This window comes from Gemmatirosa kalamazoonensis (assembly GCF_000522985.1).
In the GTDB taxonomy this organism is placed as follows: domain Bacteria; phylum Gemmatimonadota; class Gemmatimonadetes; order Gemmatimonadales; family Gemmatimonadaceae; genus Gemmatirosa; species Gemmatirosa kalamazoonensis.
Genome location: NZ_CP007128.1, coordinates 1784458 through 1800121 on the forward strand (window position 1 = coordinate 1784458; position 15664 = coordinate 1800121).

The following is a 15664-nucleotide window of genomic DNA, read 5'->3' on the forward strand; positions in this document are numbered from 1 at the left end:
CACAGGGCAGGAGGGCAGGAGCGCAGGAGGGCAGGAGGGCAGGAGCCGCGATAGCTCCTGCCCTCCTGCGCTCCTGCCCTCCTGCCCTAGTCGTCGGGCCGGCGGAAGTGCGCGCTGTCGAGCAACGCGCGCACCGAGTCGCGGCGGACCGAGTCGGCGCGCTGGCGGGCGCGCTGCTCGCCGGCGTGGGCGAGGCGGGCGCGCGTGTCGGCGTCGACGATCGAGTCGCGCTTGCGCTCCGCCGGGCTCTTGCCGCCGAACGGGATGCTCAGGAGCGTGAAGCGCAGCCCCGGCGGGCCGCCGGCGGTGCGGGCCTCCTGACGGCGCTGCGCGTCGTCGCTGCGCGCCTTCGCGTCCCGCGCGTCCGCGGCGGCGGCGGCCATGGCGGTGGCCATGCTGTTGGCGAGCGTGCGGAGCAGGGAGTCCTTCTGCGCGCGGCTGAGCGGCGGCGGCGCGGGCAGCTCCGCGCCGATGCGCAGCGGCGACGGCGACGCGGTCGGACCGCGCGCGGGCGCGGCGGCCGCGGCCCCGGCCTGACCGGCGCCGCGACGGCCGGCGACGCCCGTATCGCCCGGCGCCGCCGGCGCGGGGAACGGCGCGACCTGCGGCGCGGTGACGGTCGGCGCGACGACCTGCGTCCCGCCCGCCGGCGCGGCGGTGGGCGCGGCCGGCCGGGCGTCGGCGCGTCCCGGCGCGGTCGGCGCGACGGGCGTGCGGGGCACCGCCGGCGTGGCCGGCCGCACCGGCACCGGCGGCGCGACGTACGTGACGCGCTCTTCCTGCGGCTTCGTCACGTCACGATCCCACCAGCGATGCGACACGGACGTGCCCGCGAGGAACGCCGCGGCCAGCATCGCGCCCGTCGCAGCGACCGCGAGCGCGAAGCTCGGGCCGTGGGGGCCGTGCGTGGAGCGGATGGAGTACGAGCGGGTCAGGTCCATGCGATGTTCACGTGGACCCTCTTGGACACCGGCCGGTCATCGAAGGTGCCCTGACGGCTGGTGAGGCGGCGCTGATACGGCGGCGCTATTACCGCGGCGCTGGACCCTCGGCGCGGATACCACGCGTTCGCAGCGCCGCCGTATCAGCGCCGCCTCACCAGCGCCGCCACTTCAGCGCCGCGTCATCGATTCCAGCGGACGATCCGCCCCCGGGGCCCCACCGCCCAGCCGTCGCCGCTGCGGGCGAAGCTCACGGCGTTCAGCTCCGTCGTGTCCACGCGCGTCCACGTCGCGCCGTCGTCGAGCGATACGGTCGTGCCGGCGCCGCCCACGGCGACCACGGCGCTCGGACGGCCGCCGACGTACGCGAGCCCCGACCAGAAGCCGGTCGCGGCGGGGGACGGCGGGGCGGGCGTCCAGGTCGCGCCGCCGTCGGTGGAGCGGAGCACGTGCTGCGCGGGGTCGTGCGGCTTCGTGTAGTCGCCGCCGACGGCGACCCCGGTGCGGGCATCGCGGAACGCGACGGCGAACAGCCCCGACGACGCGCCGCGCACGCCTAACGGCGCGTCGACCGCGGCCCACGTGCGGCCCCCGTCCGTGGTGCGGTACACGCGTGCGCCGCCGGGGCCGCCGGTCACGAACCACGCCGCGCCGCGCGGACCCGCGGTGAGCGCCGCGCCGCCGGCGGCGTACGCGCCCTCGCCCTCCCGCGCCGCCGGGACCTCGACGGCGCGGCGCCACGTCCGGCCCCCGTCGTCGGTCGCCACGACGTGCATCCGGCCGCCGACCGGGTCGCTCAGCGCGAGGGCGTGCGCGGCGTCCCCCGCCCAGAGCGCGAGCGCGTCGAAGAACGCGCCCCTCGTCGTGTCGGCAAGGACGAGCGTCCACGTCGCGCCGCCGTCGGTCGTGCGATAGATGCGCGCCTGCCCCGCCGCGCCGTCGCCGGCGCTCGCGACGAACGCGGTGCGCTCGTCGGTCGCGCGGATGGAGCGGAAGTCGAGCGAGTCCGCGCCGGGGACCGGACGCCGCTCCCACGTCGCGCCGCCGTCGAGCGTGCGCAGCACCGTGTTGCGCGCCCCGCTCGCCCATGCCACGCGCGCGCTCACCGCGCTCACGCCGCGCAGCGACGTGGTCACGCCGCTCGACTGCTCGTCCCAGCCCGCGGCCGGGGAGAGCGGCGCGTTCACGCGCGTGCAGGCGGCGAGGAGGACGAGCGCGGCGAGCGGGCGGGCGGTGTTAGGCATGATGGAAAGTACTCGAAGGGCGGATGGTTCACGGTGGGCGCATGCCGTCGCGCGCGGCTATCTTCCGTCGAGCCTCCTCCCTCGTCAACGATGCCACGTCTGCGCACCGTCACGCTGCTCGCCACGCTCGTCGCGGCCCCACTCCACTCGCAGCCCGTGCGGAAGGACGCGGCGTCCGACGGGGTCGTGCCGGGGATCGAGGTACTCCTCCGCGACTCGCTGCACCTCGTGCGCGGCAAGCGCGTGGGGCTCGTCACGAACCACTCGGGGCGCGACCGGAGCGGCACGAGCACGATCGACCGGCTCGCCCACACGCCCGGCGTGACGCTCACCGCGCTGTTCGCGCTGGAGCACGGCATCCGCGGCGCGATCGAGGCCGGCGGGAACGTGTCGTCGACGCGCGACTCGGCCACCGGCGTCCCGATCTACTCGCTGTACGGCGCGTCGCACGTGCCGACGGCGGAGATGCTGCGCGACGTCGACGTCATCCTGTACGACATCCAGGACGTCGGCGCGCGCGTCTACACGTACCAGTGGGGGATGGCGATCGCCGCCGACTCGGCCGACAAGCCGTTCATCGTGCTCGACCGGCCCGACCCGGTGCGCGCCGATCTGGTGCAGGGCGGCGTGCTCGATCCGAAGTTCCGCTCGTACGTCGGCGCGTATCCGGTGGCGCTGCGCTACGGGCTCACGCCCGGGGAGCTTCTCCGCTATCTGAACGGCACGGGGCAGATCCACGCCGACGTGAAGGTGGTGCCGATGGCCGGCTACCGTCGCGCGATGTGGTACGACGACACGAAGCTCGCGTGGGTGAACCCGTCGCCGAACCTGCGCGACCTCGACGCGACGATCGTGTACACGGGCACGGTGTTCTTCGAGGGGACGAACGTGAGCGAGGGGCGCGGCACCGACCAGCCGTTCCGCCTCGTCGGCGCGTCGTGGCTCACGGACGCCGGTGCGATCGCCGCGGAGCTGAACGCGATGCGGATCCCGGGCGTGCGCTTCGACTCGGTGTCGCGCACCATGGAGCCCGGCTTCAAGTTCCCCGGCCAGACGATCCCGATGCTCCACGTCTCGGTGACCGATCGCGACCGCGTGAACGCGCCCGAGGTCGGGCTGCGCATGCTTCGCGCGATCTACGCGCGCCACAAGCCCGACTTCCAGTGGCGCCCGTCGATCGACCGCCTCGCCGGCGGCACGCGCGTGCGCGAGGCCGTGGAGAACGACACAGTGGACGCGCTGCTCGCCGCGTGGGCCGCCGAGTCGCGCCGCTTCCAGGACGAGACCCGCAGATACTGGATCTACAAGTAGACCTCACGCGGAGGCGCGGAGCACGCGGAGAACGCCAACGTGCTCGGTAGCTCTCCGCGTCCTCCGCGCCTCCGCGTGAGACACACCCAGCAGCAGAGTCCCCATGCATCGAGCGACCCTTCTTCTGACACTCCTCGTCGCCGCGCCGCCGGCGTGGAAGACCGTCGGCCACACCGGCGACGGCAACCCGGTGCAGGTCGACCCGAAGAGCGTGAAGCGCAAGGGCACCACCGTCGACGCGACGGTGCGCGTGCCGTTCCTGAAGCCGAAGAAGATGGCGGGCGGGAACGTCACGAGCTCGATCACGAAGGTCACGTTCGACTGCGCGAAGGAGACCGTCGCGATCAAGGAGTACACGTACTACTTCGACGAGAAGACGCGAAAGATCTTCCAGCACCAGGTCGCGCAGACGCCCGGCTTCGCGCCCGTCATGGGCGGGTCGATGACGAAGGTGGCGTACGACGAGCTGTGCAAGAGGTAGGGCAGGAGGGCGGGAGGGCAGGAGGGCAGGAGGGCAGGCGGGCCTAACGACTTTCCTGCCCTCCTGCCCTCCTGCCCTCCTGCCCTCCTGCCCTCCTGCCCTCCTGCCCTCCTGCCCTCTCACTTCGGCGCGAGCACCGTCCGCGACTCCGCCGCGCGCTCCACGGCGCCGCTCGTGTACGGCACGTGGAAGTAGTGCCCCACGGCCCACGCGCCGAACAGGTCGCGATAGTGCGGGTCGCGCGGGTCGCCGCTCTGGCCGGGGGTGTTCGTGCCTAACGACGCGTCCCAGTCGGCGAGATCGGCGACGAGGCGGAAGCTCGCGCCGTGCGTCTGGTTGTCGGTGTTGCCGGTCGCGTTCACGGTGCTCGCGTAGCCGCCGCGCGGCGCCGGGCCGACGTCGAGCGCGCCGCGCGACTCCTCGTCCAGCGCGCCGCTCAGCGGGTGCCGGATGAGCGCGTGATGGTACGCGGGCTGGCCGTAGCGCCACCGCTGCGGGTCGGGGCCCAGTCGCGTACGCAGGTCGCCTAACGCGGCCGTCAGCGCGGCGGCGAGCAGCGAGTCGCGCGCCGCCGTCAGGCCGGCACCGCCGCCGAACACGCCGGTCGGCGCCGACGCGGGGCGCGTGAGCCACCCGACGGCGCGCGAGACCGGCACGGCGCGCAGATACGAGCGCGCCGCCGCCGGCACCGCGCGCTCGTGCAGCCGACGCAGGAGCTGCCGCTCCCACGCCACGTACACCGCCGCGGGAACGCTCGACGCCGCGAGCACGCGGTCCCATGCGAGCAGCGTGTCGCGCGCCCACCGCGCCGTGGGATCGGACGGGGCGAGCGCGCGCAGTAGCGGCACCAGCGCGCGCGCCGGCAGCGCGAGCTCGTCGTGCTGCAGCGCGGCCATCGCGACCGCGGTCGCGTGGCGCGTCGTGTCCAGCACCTCGCGCACGCGGTCCACGCGCCACGGGTCGGCCCATCCGCCGCGCCCCACGGCGTCGACGCGGGCATAGCCGGCCGGGACGTTGTTCTCGTTCGCCGTCGCGACGAAGCCGTTAGGCGGGTTCACGACGTGCGGCAGCTCCGCGATCGGCAGGAAGCCGCTCCACTCGTAGCGGCCATCACCGGGCACGGGCACGAGGCCCGTCCAGCCGTGCCGCACCGGCGCGATGCCGGCCGCCTGCCATGCGATCGTGCCGCCGGTGTCGGCCCAGATGAGGTTCTCCGCCGGCATGAGGTGCCGCACCGCGCCGGCGTGGAACTCGGCCCACGTCCGCGCCTGATCGAGGCGCAGGCTCGCGAGGTACGGCGCGGTGCCCGGCTCGAGCCACGCGGCGCGCAGCGCGTACGCGAGATGCCGCGCCGGATCCTCCATGACGACGGGCCCGTGGCGCGTGAAGCGCAGCACGACGACCTGCGGCGCCGCGCCGCGCACGCGGATCGTGTCGCGGATCTCGCGCATCCGCTCCCACCCGGTGCGGTAGCGGTAGCGCCGCGCATCGGTCGGGTCGGTGCGGTAGACGTACACGTCCTCCATGTCGAGCCCGAAGATCGTGAGCCCCCACGCGCCCGCTCGGTTGTGGCCCACCGACACGCCGGGCAGCGCCGGCTCGCCCGCGCCCACGACGTCCCACCCGGGCGCGGTGAGGTGCACCCAGTAGCGGAGCGACGGCACCTGGATCGTGCGGTGCGGATCGTTCGCGAGCAGCGGCTTGCCGCTCGCCGTGCGCGTCCCCGCCACGACCCAGTTGTTCGACCCGTCGCGCTGCTCGTCGGGCACCGGGGCCGCGGCCACCAGCTCCCCGGCGACGAACGACACCGGCGCGCGCCACAGCCGGTACGGCGCGAGCACGGAATCGGAGAGCGCGTCGACGTCGATGGCGCTGTCGGGCGCGAGCACCACCGGGTCGGGCTCGAACGTGCCGACCGCGCGCACGGCGTCGACGCCCATCGCGCGCACGGCGCGCGCGAGGTCGATCTCCTGCTCCGCGTTCGACGCGAGCGCGTTGTGGCGCGACACGACGACGGCGCTCGTCCACCGCCCGGGGCGCACGCCGAGTCGGCGCAGCTCCGGCGGGAGGAGCGACGGGTCGCGCTCGACCTGCGCGACGCGCGCGTTCACCCCGTCGACGAACGCCTGCACGATCGCCGCACCGTGCGGGTGGTAGCTCGCGAGCTCGCGCGTCATGTCGCCGCGGAACGCGAACAGCCGCGCCGCGCGGTCGCGCGCCGCCCACCGCGGGCCGAGCGCCTCGGCCATCGTTCCCGTCGCCTGCCGGCGCCACAGCTCCAGCTGGAACAGCCGGTCGCGCGCCGCGTTCCATCCCTGCGCGAAGAACAGGTCGTGCTCGTCGCGCGCGCGGATGTGTGCGATGCCGCTCGAGTCGCGCAGGATCTCGACGGGGAAGTGCAGGCCGGGGGCGCGCAGCGAGTCCCCGGGCGACGCGAGCACGCTGGCGAGGAAGGCGAACGGGAGGATGTTAGGCATGATGGGAGCTGCTGCAAAGACAATTGAACCGCAGAGGACGCAGAGGGCCGCAGAGGACTGCCCTCTTGAATTGAACCACGGAGGACACGGAGGACACGGAGGACGACCTTTTCAAGAGAATTGGTTTCCTCTGTGTCCTCTGTGCCCTCTGTGGTTCAAAGGAAAAGGCTCTGCGGCCCTCTGCGTCCTCCGCGGTTCAAACCAACGGCACCGTCAGAACTCCGCCCGCACCCCGACCTGCGTCTGACGCGCCGCGAACGCCGACGTCGGCAGCAGGTAGTTCGTGATGGGCCGCCCGGCCGCGTCGAGCTGCCGCGTGCCGAAGCCGGAGACGTTGTCCGTGTTGAACAGGTTGAACACCTCCACGGAGAGGCTCAGCTTGCGCGGCCCCTGCGCGAACAGCGGGCGGGCGAGGCGCACGTCCACCGTACGGTACCAGTTCTTCCACCGGTTCGGCAGCGCGACGGTGCGCGCGCCGCCGTTCGGGAAGTCGTCGAAGAACACGTTGTCGCTGTTGAGATCCCGGCCGTCGGTCACGGCGATGGGGCGCGGGCTCGCCAGCGTCGTGATCGTCGACAGCGTGAAGCCGAACGGGATCTTCCCCGTCTCGCTCAGCACGATGCGGTGCCGCTCGTCCCCCGACGTCGGCTGCATGGTGTAGCTCGCCACGAACGGGAACGCGCTCGCGATGTTGCCGTCGAACGTCGCCTTGTACCAGCCGAGCGTGTACGCGAGGTTCACGCGCATGGCGCCGCTCTGGTACGTCGTCTGGCTCAGGATCCCGCGGAACGTCGCCTTGCCGAAGTCGTCCCACAGCGAGATGTCGCCGTAGCGCGGCGTGAGCTGTCGGGCGCGCGTCTGCGTGTTGAAGTAGTTCGGGTTCACGCGCACGTAGATGTCGCTCATCCGCTGGTCGATGTAGTCGACGTTCACGCCCAGCGTGCGCGTGAACTGCCGGCCCACGCCGAGCGACCACTGCACGTTCTTCGGCGTGTTCATCTTGTCCTTCGCGAGCACGAGCCCCGGCGTCACCGCCACGGTGCCCGAGACGACGCGCTGCCGCAGCACGTTGAAGTCGGTGGTGCCCGGGTTCGTGAAGTTGTACTGGCGCCACGCCGCGTTGAGCCGCTCGCCGAAGCCGATCATGCTCGTCGCGCGGTCGTAGATGATGCCGAACCCGCCGCGCAGGAACGTGGTGTTGTCGCGCAGTGGGTCCCACGAGAACGACACGCGCGGCCCGACGTTGTTCAGATCGTTCTTCCGGTCGCCGCGGTTCACGAACCGCCCGTAGCCCGCGCTCGTGAGCGCCGTCACGAGCGCCGCGTCGCTCGCCCACGGCACGGTGAAGTCGTTGTTCAGCGTGTTCAGCTCCGCGTCCCAGCGCACGCCCGCGTTCAACGCGAGGTTCGACACCGGCCGCCATTCGTCGTTCACGTACAGGCCGAGGATGGTGCCGGAGAGCGCGGCCTTCGCGTCGGCGGTGGAGCTCGGGTCGAAGAAGCCGACGCCGACGGTGGCCGAGTTGGGCAGCGTGCTGGTGTCGGTGGGGAAGCTGAACGAGCCGTACTGGTTCTGCGGCAGGAACTCGCTCGCGTTCACGCGCGACGCCTCGACGCCGGTCTTCAGCAGGTGGTCGCCGAGCGTGAGCTGCATGCGGTCGACGAGGCGCCAGTGCGTCTCGCGCAGCACGAGCGGGAAGCCGCCGGTGCCGATCGTGACGCTCGGATACACGCGCACGGGCCCGTCGAGCAGGGGCTGCTCGTTGTGGTACCAGCTCACGAGCTGCACGCTCGCCTCGTTCACCATGCGGCTCGTCGGCAGCCACTTGTCGCGGATCTGCGCGACGTTCACGAAGTACTTCTGGCTGATCCCCGCATCGCGGGCCGCCGTGGCGCCGAAGTTTCCCTCGCCCTGCAGCCACCGCGTCGACCACGTGCCGTCGACGGTGTGCTTGTCCGACGGCACCCACGTGATGCGCGCGACGCCCGCGTGGTTCTTGTTCGGCGCGAGGAACGAGCCGCGGTAGCGGTCCCACACCGTCGGCGCGATCGCGGGGCGCCCCGGCACGACGTCGAGGTAGAAGTTCGTGTTCGTGAGCTCGTAGCTCGCCGCGAGGAACAGCTTGTCCTTCCGCAGCGGCCCGCTCACGTTGAGCCCCGCCTGCTGGCGCCCGAAGTTGGGCACCGGCACCGCGGCCTCGCGCTGGATGAACGTGCGCCCGACCGCGTTCTTGTTCTGGAAGAAGCCGAACGCGGATCCCTTCCAGTCGTTCGTCCCGCGGCGCGTCACGGCGCTGATGACGTACGATCCGGCGTGCGAGTACTCGGCGTCGTACGGGTTGAGGAACACGCGGAACTCCTCGAGCCCTTCCTGCGGCACCGGGCTGCCCGTCTGGCCGAGTCCCACGATGTTGCCGTTGAACATCGACTTCATCTCGACGCCGTCGAGATACAGGTTGATGTAGCGGAGGTCGGGCGCCGCGCCCGCCGACGGCAGCGTGCGACCCTGCTGCGGCGCGTAGGATTTGATCCCCGGTGCGATCGACGCGAGGTTGAGGATGCCGCGCTGGTTCAGCGGAAGGTTCTCGATCTCCTCGCGCACGACGGGCGCCGAGATGGAGAGCCGCTGGACCTCCACCTGCTTCACCGTGGTGCCGACGACGGTGACGCTCTGCAGCTCGCGCGTCGCCTGCTCGAGCGCGAAGTTCACCTGCGCGCGCTGCCCGATGATGAGCTGCACCTTCTCCATCGTCGGTCGATAGCCGATCGCGCGCACCGTCACGCCGTAGCGGCCGGGCGAGAGGCCGAGCACGCGGTACGTGCCCGCGGCGTTCGTCATCGCGCGCCGCGACTCCGGCGTGTCGAGGTTCTCGGCGAGGACGGCGGCGTTCGCGAGCGGCTGTCCCTTCTCGCCGACGACCGTGCCCTCGAGCGTGATGGTGACTTGCGCGGCCGCCGGGCGCGCGGGAACGATCGCGGCGGCGAGGCCGGCCAGCAGGCCGGCGGCGCGAAGGAATGCGTGACGCATGACGACTCCGTCGCCAAGGGGGGTGTGGTGCGGAATATCGTGCCCCGCAGCGCGAGGCATGGCAAGGGCGCGTGACCGAGCGCGGGGACGACCCGTCTTCCTGTCATGTCGCACCGCATCCCCGCTGTCGTCGTACTCGCGTTCGCGTTCCTCCTCGCCGGTTGTCGCGCCGCCGATCCGACGCGACCCGCATCGCGCACGGTCACCGTCGCAGCATCGGGGAGGGGCGCCGGCTTCGTGTCGTCGCAGCCGATCGGCATCGCGTGCCGCGTCGAGCGCGGCGTGCTCACCGGCGCGTGCAGCGCGCGCTTCGACGCCGACGTCGCCGTGACGCTGCACGCGGCCGCCGACAGCCTGAGCGAGTTCGCCGGCTGGCAGGGCGCGTGCGCGGGCACGAGCGACTGCGCGCTCGGCGCGTCGCGCATGGACTCGGTGACGGCCGTGCTGCGGGGGCCGCGCATCGCGGTCGTCGCGACGGAACTCACGACGGTGCTCTGGGGGCAGGGCGGACACGGCAGCGGCACGGTGACCATCGCGCCGGGCGACGTGCGCTGTGCGATCGTCGACAACGCGATCGCCGGGCCGTGTGAGACGGAGACGTTTCCCGGCGAGCCGGTGACCGTCGTCGTGGAGCACGCGCCCGACGAGGCGGGCGTCGTCGCGTCGACGAACGGCCGGGCGTGGGGGCAGCTGTGCACGTTCAGCACGGGCACGCCGCTCTTCCTGCAGTTCATCTGCAGCGGCGCGCTGACGCAGTCGCGCGCGGAGCTGAAGGTCGCGCTGTACCGCACGATCCTGAACGCGTCGCTCGCCGCGAGCACGTCCACGGGTCGGGGGTGGGTGCGCTCCGACGTCGGCGGCATCGCGTGCCGCGTCGCGCCCGAAGGGCTGTCCGGCACGTGCGGCGCCGACATCGCGCCCGGCACCGCGGTCACGCTCACGTACGAGCCCGATCCCGGGACCGTCTTCCTGAACTGGGGTGGCGACTGCGGCACCACGCTGCGCGTCCCGGTGTGCCGGCTCACCATGGACCGGTCGCGCCGGTCGTTCACCGTGCAGACGACCGGGCACTGACGGCGCGTTAGGCACGGGGCTAAGCTCCCGGGCATGCGCTTCCCGGTCCTCGCGCTCACGCTCGGCGCGCTCGGCTTCCTCGCGTTCGGCGTCACCGTGCTGGCCGCGCCCGGCCTGCTCGCGGTGATCGACGTCACGGCGGCGACCGCCACGGCGCGGAGCGACGTGCGCGCGGTCTACGGCGGCATGGAGCTCGGCGTCGGTGTGTTCCTCGTGCTCTGCGCGCGACGCGCCGAGTGGCGCCGCGCGGGACTCGCGGCGCAGGCGCTCGCCATGGGCGGCGTGGTGACGGGCCGTGTCGTCAGCCTCGCCGTGGACGGCGTGCCGCGCCCGATCGCGCTCGGGTTCTGGGCGGTGGAGCTCGCGGGTGCGCTGCTCGCGATCGTCGCGCTCCACGCGATGCGGAGCGAGCGCCCGCGCTAAACGTGTGTCCATGCGCGACGCGCTTTGCGCGACGCGCTTTGCGCGCGCGTCGTTCGCGCACTACCGTTGCGCGCATGCGACACCTCCCGCTCCTCGCCGCGGCGCTCGTCGCGAGCTCGCTGCGCGCGCAGGACTCGGCCCGCGTCGACACGCTCGCGCCGGGGGTGGTGCACCGGCATCTGTGGCGCACCGCGTTCGGCGCGGCGACGGGGCCGTGGGAGCTGCACGTCGTGGAGGTCGATCTCCGTCGTCCGGACCTGTCGATCGAGGCCGCGCACGCGACGGGGCGGCTCGTCGGGCGACGCCGCACGAGCGACATCGCGCGTGCGCTCGACTCCGCGTGGTGTGGTTCGGGGCGCCGCGTCCTCGCCGCGGTGAACGGCGACCTGTTCGACCTGAAGACGGGGGAGAACGAGGGGAATCAGGTCGTCGCCGGCACGGTGCTGAAGGCGATGCCCACGACCGACTCGCCGTTCGACAAGGTGGACAACGCGCACGTGCAGTTCGCCGTCGACACGCACGGGCGACCGCTGCTCGAGCGGTTCGCGTTCGACGGCCGCCTCGTCGCCGACGAGAGCGTGCTGCGGCTCGACGGCGTGAACGCGCGGCGTGGCGGCGCGGCCGTGCTCTACACGCGCGCCGCGGGTGCGACGACACCGCGCGACTCGGCGGCCGACGCGGCGCGCGGGGCGCGGCACGAGGCGGCGTACACGATCGCCATGCGCCGCGGCGACACGCTGACGCTGCGTCGCGTGGCGGCGGCGCGCGCCGGAGGCGGAACCTCCATCCCGCCTAACGGCGTCGTGCTCTCCGTCGCCGACTCGGCGGAGGCGGCGCGCGCCGTCCGTGCGCGCGAGCTCACGGCGGTGCTCGGCTTCAAACCCGACCGCGGGCCGCTGCGCACGCTCGTCGGCGGGTGGGGGCGGCTCGTCGCCGATGGAGCGCCGGTCGCCGCGCGCGCCGACACGGCGGAGTCCATCCTCGAGCGGTTCTCGCACAACCGCCACCCGCGCACGGTCGTCGGCTTCTCGCGCGACTCGACGACGCTGTTCCTCGTCACGGTGGACGGCCGGCGCGCGACGAGCGTGGGCATGACGCTCGCCGAGCTGGCCGACGCGGTCCGCGCGCTCGGTGCGTGGAACGCGATGAACCTCGACGGCGGCGGCTCGGCGGCGATGATCGTTCGCCGGCGACTCGTCAACGTCCCGTCCGACAGCGCCGGCGAGCGCACCGTCGGCAACGCGCTCCTCGTCGTGCGCCGCGAACGGCGCGCCGACTGCCCCCGTTAGGCACCCCCCCTTCGCGCCCGCGCATGCCCGACCAACTGCTGGTCCTCCTGCACGGCGTCGGCCCCCATCCGACGGGATGGTCCGCCGACGCCGTCGCCACGCTCGACGCGGCGGCCGCGAAGTTCGACGCATTCCGCGACGGCCCGCCGTTCAGCGCGCGGCTCAAGATCGAGGAGATCACGTACACGGACTGCTTCGACGACGTCGTGAACGCGTGGCAGCAGGACTCGGCGCAGCTCGCGGCGTGGGCGCGCGCGAGCGGCCGGCCGCTGCCGGGGATCGTGCGCTGGCTCGACGCGCCGCTCCCGCCGAGCGAGGCGGCGGCGAAGGCGTTCTTCTGGTCGACGGCGCTGCACGCGCTGCTCTACCGCGGCTTCGCGCTCGTGCGCGACCGCGTGCGCGAGCGCGTGATGTCGCGCCTCGTGCACGTGCTGCGCGACGCGGGGCCGCAGGGCGCGAACGTCACCATCGTCGCGCACAGCCTCGGCACGGCGGTCCTGCACGACGTGCTGCACCTGCTCGGCACCGGGCAGACGCCGCCCGCGGTCGGCGACGCGAGCATGCTCTCGCCCGACAACTGGACGGCGTCGAGCATCTTCATGGTCGCCGACGCGTGCCTGCTCGGTCCGGCGTTCGCGCACGACATCGACTACCTCGACTCGCCGTGCCGGCCCGTGGGTGGCGGGCGCCCGGGGTACTGCCAGCGGTTCTTCGAGGTGTGGCACGCCGTCGACCCGGTCGCCGTCACGAAGCCGTTCCGCCCCGACGGGTGGGGGAAGGGATACCGCACGATCGGGCCGTTAGGCCACTTCCGGCAGGCGAACGTGCACGCGTTCGCGCATTACCTCGAGCATCCCGCCGTGCACGTGCCGATCGTCAACCAGGCGCTCGGCGGGCCGATGATCGACGCCGCGGAGTCGGCCGCGGCGCGCGGCGCGTTCGCCGACGTCACGTCGCCCGAGTGCGCGGCGCAGATCGCGCAGATCCGGTCGAAGGCGCTCTCGTTCGCCGGCGCCGGCGACGATCTGGAGCGATTCGTCCCGCGGCTGTCGGAGTTCCTCGCGCTCGCGCGCAGCGCGGGCGAGACGTGCCTCGGCCTTTCCGGAGGGATCCCGTGACGCGGCGCGTCATCGTCTGTCTCGCGATCGCGCTGCTCGCGCGGTCGGCCGTCGCGCAGCGCGGCATCGGCGCCGACTGCACGCCGGCGCTCGTCACCGGCGACACGGCCGTCGCGTGGCGCGCGCTCCGCCCCGACAGCGTGCGTGCGCGTCTCGCGCCGTTCGTCGACTCGCTGCGTTGGTCGCGGGCGGCGGCCGAGCTGGTCACGGTGTTCGCCACGCCGCCGGCCAACCTCGACGCGCTCCCGACCGCCGACCGACGCACGATCGCGCTGCAGCTCGACTCGCTCGCCGACGAGCTGCGCGCGATCGAGGCCGACCCGACGCGGCTCGCGCGCGGGCTCGTCGCGCAGCGGTTCACGCTCGCGTTCGACGACGACCCGGCGCCGCGCTACACGCTGTTCGACGGCCGCGTCGCGTCGCCCGTGGTGCTCACCGACGCGACGCCGTCGGCCGCGCGGCGTACCGTGTGCCGTCTCGCGTACGCCGCGGCGGACCTCGTCGGCGCCGCGCGCGAGCCGGGGCTCGCGCGCCTCGCCGCCGCGTTCGCGCGCGTGGACTCGAGCTGGGACAACTTCATGCGACGCGGCTACTCCATGCTGCCGCTCGAGCTGTGGGTCAACGGCAAGCTCCCGCGTCCCACGCTGCAGCCGCCACCGGTGCAGCTCGTCCTCGGCCACGTGAGCGCCGGCGAGCAGATGTCGGGGCCGACGTGGAACCGTCTCCGTCGCGACGACGTGCTCGCCGTCGAGCCGTTAGGCATCCTGCGCTACGGCGGCAACCACGCATGGTACGCCGGCGCGTCGTCGGTGGTGACGTTCCCGCGCACCGGCGGCGTCGGCGTCGGCGTGATGCTGCACGCGAGCCGCTTCGGGCGCGCCGCGTGGATCCTCACCCCGCGCGACAGCACCGGACGCCGCCGCTCCGGCGTGCTGCTCACGCTCGACCTCTACGGCCGGCTCGTCGGCGTGGCCGAGCAGTGGAAGGCGTTCAAGGCCGACGCCGAGCGCACGTGCCGCGCGAACGCGCAGGCGTGCATCGCGGCGGTGGTGCCGCGGTGACGGCATTCGAACCGCAGAGGGCCGCAGAGGGCCGCAGAGAACGGCAACTGCTTTCTTAACCACAGAGGACACGGAGGACACAGAGGAAACCAACAAGAAGTGGTTCTCCTCCGTGTCCTCCGTGTCCTCTGTGGTTCAACTCAAGAGGGCAGTCCTCTGCGGCCCTCTGCGGCCCTCTGCGGTTCCATTCACACAGCGGAAGCAGCTCTCCGCACCGTCACGGCGCCGGCACGAACACCGTGACCGGGATGCGCGACTTCAACCCCGGCGCGACCACCGCCGTCGCGACGATCGTGGTGCCGCCGGCCGCGATGCCGCGCACCACGCCCGACGGCGACACCTCGGCCACCGCGGTGTTCTCGGAGCTGTAGCGCACCGCGCGCGACGTCCCCGGCGGCGCGGTGTCCGCGAGCTGCACGGTCGCGCTCACGCGCGCCGAGTCGCCGATCAGCACCGCGACCGAGCCGGGGGAGGTCGTCAGCGCGACGGCGAGCGCGGATGCGCGCGTCACCGTCACGCGCGCCGTCGCGCGCACGCGGCGGTCGGCGCGCGCCGCCGCGACGATCGTCGTCGTGCCCGGTCCGGTCGCGGTCACGAGACCGAGCAGCGAGTCCACCGTCGCGACCGCGGTGTCCGACGTCGTGAAGCGGGCGTCGGTGCTGACGCCCGTGCGCGCCGACGACACGAGCGCGTGCACCGGCGCGGAGGTGCCGTTGACGAGCGTCAGCGTCTCGGGGGCGAGCGTGACGCGCAGCGTGCCGTCCGGCGGCGGATCCACGACGACGGGCACCACGACGCGCGTCGTGCCACGCTCCACCGCGATGCCGCCGCGTCCCGCGGCCTCGCAGACGAGCGTCGCCGCGCCGCGGTCGCGGCGCACGCTCGCCAGCCATGCGGGATCCCCCTCGACCGTGAACGTCGCCGCCGTCGGTCGGCCGGCTTCGGTGGCCCGCAGCTCCACGCGATCGCCGGCCACGCACGTCACCGCCGCCGGGTCGACGCGCAGCGCACCCGCGTCCGCGGTCGTGCCATCGCGGCACGCGATCGCGGCGAGAGCGGCGGCGAGGAGCGGGGGGCGCATCGGCATCAAGATAGGTGCAAAGAATTCTTGATTGGCGCCGTCGAGCCTGCCGAGGCATTCATCTTCGCGTAGGATCGGCGCGGCTCTCCCGGGACGCGTCCGACGTCGAGGCGCCCGACGCGGCCGTGACCCGCGTT

Annotated in this window: 12 protein-coding genes; 7 read left to right on the top strand and 5 right to left on the bottom strand. The window is 73.3% G+C overall.

What is annotated here, in order from left to right; genetic code table 11:
* Positions 1–86: 86 nt before the first annotated feature.
* Positions 87–941: a hypothetical protein gene (locus J421_RS07835; protein WP_025410625.1), complete on the bottom strand. Its 855-nt coding sequence runs from the start codon at positions 939–941 to the stop codon at positions 87–89.
* A gap of 182 nt (positions 942–1123) precedes the next feature.
* A complete protein-coding gene (locus tag J421_RS07840; protein ID WP_025410626.1) occupies positions 1124–2185 on the bottom strand; it encodes a WD40/YVTN/BNR-like repeat-containing protein in 1062 nt (353 codons plus the stop codon).
* Positions 2186–2275: 90 nt separating this feature from the next.
* On the opposite strand from J421_RS07840, the gene J421_RS07845 reads away from it, so the two are divergent.
* Together J421_RS07845 and J421_RS07850 are read left to right on the top strand one after the other, a co-directional pair.
* Positions 2276–3496 (top strand): exo-beta-N-acetylmuramidase NamZ family protein, encoded by a 1221-nt coding sequence (locus J421_RS07845; protein WP_025410627.1) that lies wholly within the window; start codon positions 2276–2278, stop codon positions 3494–3496.
* Positions 3497–3599: 103 nt separating this feature from the next.
* Positions 3600–3977, top strand: a complete 378-nt coding sequence (locus J421_RS07850; RefSeq protein ID WP_025410628.1) for a surface-adhesin E family protein — start codon at positions 3600–3602, stop codon at positions 3975–3977.
* A gap of 119 nt (positions 3978–4096) precedes the next feature.
* Here J421_RS07850 and J421_RS07855 read toward each other — a convergent pair whose 3' ends face one another.
* Both J421_RS07855 and J421_RS07860 read right to left on the bottom strand, forming a co-directional pair.
* The gene (locus J421_RS07855; RefSeq protein WP_025410629.1) at positions 4097–6454 is read right to left on the bottom strand and encodes a penicillin acylase family protein; all 2358 of its coding nucleotides are present in this window, start codon (positions 6452–6454) and stop codon (positions 4097–4099) included.
* A gap of 213 nt (positions 6455–6667) precedes the next feature.
* The gene (locus tag J421_RS07860; protein WP_025410630.1) at positions 6668–9481 is read right to left on the bottom strand and encodes a TonB-dependent receptor; all 2814 of its coding nucleotides are present in this window, start codon (positions 9479–9481) and stop codon (positions 6668–6670) included.
* A 105-nt stretch (positions 9482–9586) separates the two neighbouring features.
* On the opposite strand from J421_RS07860, the gene J421_RS07865 reads away from it, so the two are divergent.
* The 5 genes from J421_RS07865 (at position 9587) to J421_RS07885 (ending at position 14446) form a co-directional block, all read left to right on the top strand.
* Positions 9587–10555, top strand: coding sequence for an InlB B-repeat-containing protein (locus J421_RS07865; RefSeq protein WP_025410631.1), 969 nt, complete (start codon positions 9587–9589; stop codon positions 10553–10555).
* A gap of 33 nt (positions 10556–10588) precedes the next feature.
* Positions 10589–10978 (top strand): DUF4345 domain-containing protein, encoded by a 390-nt coding sequence (locus J421_RS07870; protein ID WP_025410632.1) that lies wholly within the window; start codon positions 10589–10591, stop codon positions 10976–10978.
* Between the two features lie 74 nt (positions 10979–11052).
* The gene (locus J421_RS07875; protein WP_025410633.1) at positions 11053–12267 is read left to right on the top strand and encodes a phosphodiester glycosidase family protein; all 1215 of its coding nucleotides are present in this window, start codon (positions 11053–11055) and stop codon (positions 12265–12267) included.
* Positions 12268–12290: 23 nt separating this feature from the next.
* Positions 12291–13385 (top strand): hypothetical protein, encoded by a 1095-nt coding sequence (locus J421_RS07880; protein WP_025410634.1) that lies wholly within the window; start codon positions 12291–12293, stop codon positions 13383–13385.
* Positions 13382–14446, top strand: coding sequence for a hypothetical protein (locus J421_RS07885; protein ID WP_025410635.1), 1065 nt, complete (start codon positions 13382–13384; stop codon positions 14444–14446). Before J421_RS07880 ends, J421_RS07885 begins: the two co-directional genes overlap by 4 nt.
* Positions 14447–14663: 217 nt before the next feature.
* On the opposite strand, the gene J421_RS07890 is transcribed toward J421_RS07885, so the two are convergent.
* Positions 14664–15527, bottom strand: coding sequence for an Ig-like domain-containing protein (locus J421_RS07890; protein WP_158508686.1), 864 nt, complete (start codon positions 15525–15527; stop codon positions 14664–14666).
* Between the last annotated feature and the right edge of the window lie 137 nt (positions 15528–15664).

Excerpts from the sequence above, each read along its gene's own strand:
- J421_RS07860 (WP_025410630.1), bottom strand. The coding sequence starts at position 9,481 with ATGCGTCACGCATTCCTTCGCGCCGCCGGCCTGCTGGCCGGCCTCGCC.
- J421_RS07835 (WP_025410625.1), bottom strand. The coding sequence starts at position 941 with ATGGACCTGACCCGCTCGTACTCCATCCGCTCCACGCACGGCCCCCAC.
- J421_RS07890 (WP_158508686.1), bottom strand. The coding sequence starts at position 15,527 with ATGCGCCCCCCGCTCCTCGCCGCCGCTCTCGCCGCGATCGCGTGCCGC.
- J421_RS07880 (WP_025410634.1), top strand. The coding sequence starts at position 12,291 with ATGCCCGACCAACTGCTGGTCCTCCTGCACGGCGTCGGCCCCCATCCG.
- J421_RS07875 (WP_025410633.1), top strand. The coding sequence starts at position 11,053 with ATGCGACACCTCCCGCTCCTCGCCGCGGCGCTCGTCGCGAGCTCGCTG.
- J421_RS07855 (WP_025410629.1), bottom strand. The coding sequence starts at position 6,454 with ATGCCTAACATCCTCCCGTTCGCCTTCCTCGCCAGCGTGCTCGCGTCG.
- J421_RS07845 (WP_025410627.1), top strand. The coding sequence starts at position 2,276 with ATGCCACGTCTGCGCACCGTCACGCTGCTCGCCACGCTCGTCGCGGCC.
- J421_RS07865 (WP_025410631.1), top strand. The coding sequence starts at position 9,587 with ATGTCGCACCGCATCCCCGCTGTCGTCGTACTCGCGTTCGCGTTCCTC.
- J421_RS07850 (WP_025410628.1), top strand. The coding sequence starts at position 3,600 with ATGCATCGAGCGACCCTTCTTCTGACACTCCTCGTCGCCGCGCCGCCG.
- J421_RS07870 (WP_025410632.1), top strand. The coding sequence starts at position 10,589 with ATGCGCTTCCCGGTCCTCGCGCTCACGCTCGGCGCGCTCGGCTTCCTC.
- J421_RS07840 (WP_025410626.1), bottom strand. The coding sequence starts at position 2,185 with ATGCCTAACACCGCCCGCCCGCTCGCCGCGCTCGTCCTCCTCGCCGCC.